The sequence below is a fragment of the Streptomyces sp. genome, assembly GCF_035644915.1.
GTDB lineage: Bacteria > Actinomycetota > Actinomycetes > Streptomycetales > Streptomycetaceae > Streptomyces.
In genome coordinates, this window is sequence record NZ_DASQNP010000150.1 from 1 (window position 1) to 2,953 (window position 2,953).

Annotated in this window: 2 protein-coding genes; both read right to left on the reverse strand. The window is 75.0% G+C overall.

Annotated elements, in window-relative coordinates:
* Nucleotides 1–1,072 (reverse strand): sugar ABC transporter ATP-binding protein (locus VE546_RS16635; RefSeq protein WP_324922996.1); only part of this gene is annotated, 1,072 nt, incomplete at its 3' end.
* A gap of 270 nt (nucleotides 1,073–1,342) precedes the next feature.
* Complete coding sequence (locus tag VE546_RS16640) at nucleotides 1,343–2,524, reverse strand: ROK family transcriptional regulator (RefSeq protein WP_324922998.1); 1,182 nt, start codon at nucleotides 2,522–2,524, stop codon at nucleotides 1,343–1,345.
* Nucleotides 2,525–2,953 lie beyond the last annotated feature (429 nt).

Here is a 2,953-nt window from a genome sequence, read left to right on the forward strand (position 1 = left end):
CGAGCATCAGCAGGCCCTGGGCCTTGCGCTCCTCGGGGGCGAGGCCCAGTCCGGCGCGGACGGCCGCGCGCACGCTGCCGGGCCGCAGCGGGCGGCCGTCGACCAGGACCCGGCCGGAGGTGGGTTTCCGCGCGCCGTAGACGGTCTCCAGGATCTCCGAGCGGCCGGAGCCCACCAGTCCGGCCAGGCCCACGATCTCGCCGGGGCGCACTTCGAGGTCCAGCGGCGCGAACTCCCCCTTCCGGGCGAGTCCCTCGACCCGCAGCAGGGGCTCGGCGTCCGGCGGCCGGGCCGGGCGGCCGGGGAAGGCGTACTCCACGTCGCGGCCGGTCATCAGGGCCACCAGGTCACCGGTGGCGGTGGTGCGGGCGGGCAGTCCGCGGGCGGCGGTGCGCCCGTCCTTCAGCACGGTGACGCGGTCGCCGATGCGGCGGATCTCCTCCAGGCGGTGGGAGATGTAGAGGACGGCCACGCCGTCGGCGGTGAGGCCGGCGACGATCCGGAAGAGGTTGTCGACCTCGTCCGGGTCGAGCGCGGCGGACGGCTCGTCCATGATGATCAGGCGCGCCTCGTGGGACAGGGCGCGGGCCATGGAGACGATCTGCTGCCCGGCCGCCGACAGGGCACCGACCGGGGTGCCCGGGTCGATCTCGGGGTGGCCGAGCCGGGCCAGGAGGGCGGCGGTACGGGTACGGGCCTCGCGGGCCCGTACGAAACCGCCGGTGGCGATCTCGTGTCCGAGGAAGACGTTCTCGGCCACCGACAGGTGCTCCACCAGGTCCAGTTCCTGGTAGATGGTGGCGATGCCCAGCCGCATGGCGGCCACCGGCGTGGCCGGCCGCACGGGGGAGCCCCGCCAGGTGATCTCGCCCGCGTCGGGCCGGTGGGCGCCGGAGAGCACCTTGATCAGGGTGGACTTCCCGGCTCCGTTCTGGCCCAGCAGGCAGTGCACCTCGCCGGGCGTGATGTCGAGGTCCACGCCGTCGAGCGCGCGGACGCCGGGGAAGGACTTGGTGACGCCGGACACGGTGAGGAGGGGGACGGGGGCTCGCTGCTCTTGCTCTGGTGCCATGGCGGGCTCCTGGGGGCACCCCCCATGCCGTTCGGGTCATGGGGGAGGGTGCGGCCGGTGGGTGGGCAGGGCAGGGCTGGGTACGGGACGGGGTCGCGGGTGCGGTGCGGGTGCGGTGCGGCCCGTGCCGCGGTGGCGCGGGCGTGCGTCCGGCGGCGCGGCGCCGGGGTGGTGCGGCTCGGTGCGGGCGGTGCGGTCGGTACGGGAGTCGGTACGGAACGCGGGTGGTGCGGGTGTGGGTGGTGCGGGTGTGGTGCCGGGCCCGGCCGCTCAGGCCGGGGAGAACAGGTGGTCGCTGATCAGCCGGGCCGCGCCGATGACTCCGGCGGCGGGCCCCAGCTCGCACAGCACGATCGGGAGGTTGCCGGTGGCCAGCGGCAGTGACTGGCGGTAGACCTGGGTGCGGATGCTGGCCAGCAGGGTGTGGCCGAGCCCGGTCACGCCACCGCCTATCACCACCAGGCCGGGGTTGAAGAAGCTCACCAGGCCGGCGATGACCTGGCCGATGCGGTTGCCGCCGTCGCGGATGAGGTCGAGGGAGGCGGTGTCCCCCGCCGCGGCCGCGGCCGCCACGTCGGCGGCCGTCAGCCGTCCGGCGGTCTCCAGGCGGGCGGCCAGCTCCGGCGACCGGCCGTCCCGGGCGGCCTCCTCGGCGTCGCGGGCGAGCGCCGCGCCCCCGAAGTACGCCTCCAGACAGCCCCGGTTGCCGCACGGGCACGGCCGGCCGCCGGGCTCGACCTGGATGTGGCCGATGTCGCCCGCGCTGCCCGTCGTACCGCGGTGGACCTCGCCCCCGGCGACGATGCCGCAACCGATTCCGGTGCCGATCTTGACGCAGAGGAAGTCCTGCACGGACCGGGCCACGCCCGCGTGCTGCTCCCCCATCGCCATCAGGTTCACGTCGTTGTCGACCATGACGGGGCAGCCCAGCTCCTGGCTGAGCGCCTCGCGCACGGGGAAGCCGTCCCAGCCGGGCATGATCGGCGGCGCGACCGGGACGCCCTCGGGGAAGCGCACCGGGCCGGGTACGCCGATCCCGGCGCCGTCGAAGCCCTCGGCCACCCCCGTGGCGCGGAGCTTGGCCGCCATGGCGAGGACCTGCTCGAAGACGGCGACCGGACCCTCCCGCACGTCCATGGGCTGGTTGAGGTGGCCGAGGATCTCCAACTCGGCGTTGGTGACGGCCACGTCGATCGAGGTGGCGCCGATGTCGACGCCCAGGAAGCGCAGTTCGGGTGCGAGCCGGATGTTGTGGGAGCGGCGGCCGCCGCGCGAGGCGGCGAGTCCGTCGGCCACCACGAGGCCGGTCTCCAGCAGGCGGTCTATCTCCACCGCCAGCTTGGAGCGGGAGAGGTCGACCTGGTCGCCCAGTTGGGCGCGGGAGTTCGGCCCGCCGTCACGCAGCAGGCGGAGCAGTCGCGCCTGGTGCGCGTTCGCGGGTCGAGCCGTCATGCGCCTCACGCCGCCCTCCCTCCCGGCCTCGTGCGGGGAACATCCCCTGGGCCTCGGCCCCGGCGGGCGCCCCTGCGCTCGCCGGGCTTTCACGGGGGAACATAGCAGCGCCTGCCGGGGCTGGGAAGAAGTTGTGCGCGAACAGGTGCCTACTTTTTCCCGGCACAGGACAAAGATGGGTCACGGGTGCCCGGCGGCGGGCCGGTCCCCCGGACGGCGGGGGCTCGCCGTCCCCCGCTGCCCGCGCCCATGTGGCGCACGTCCCCGTCCTCGTGCGGCACCGCGCTGCCGCACGGCGGGCCCGTTCCCGTTCCCTTGCCGGACCGGCGCCCGGGAGGAGTCCGGGGCGCCCCGGCCGCCCTCTTGTCGAGCTGACATGTCAGCGTCATTCTGGGTTCCGCAGCGGCTTCTACCCGCATAGACCCGTGC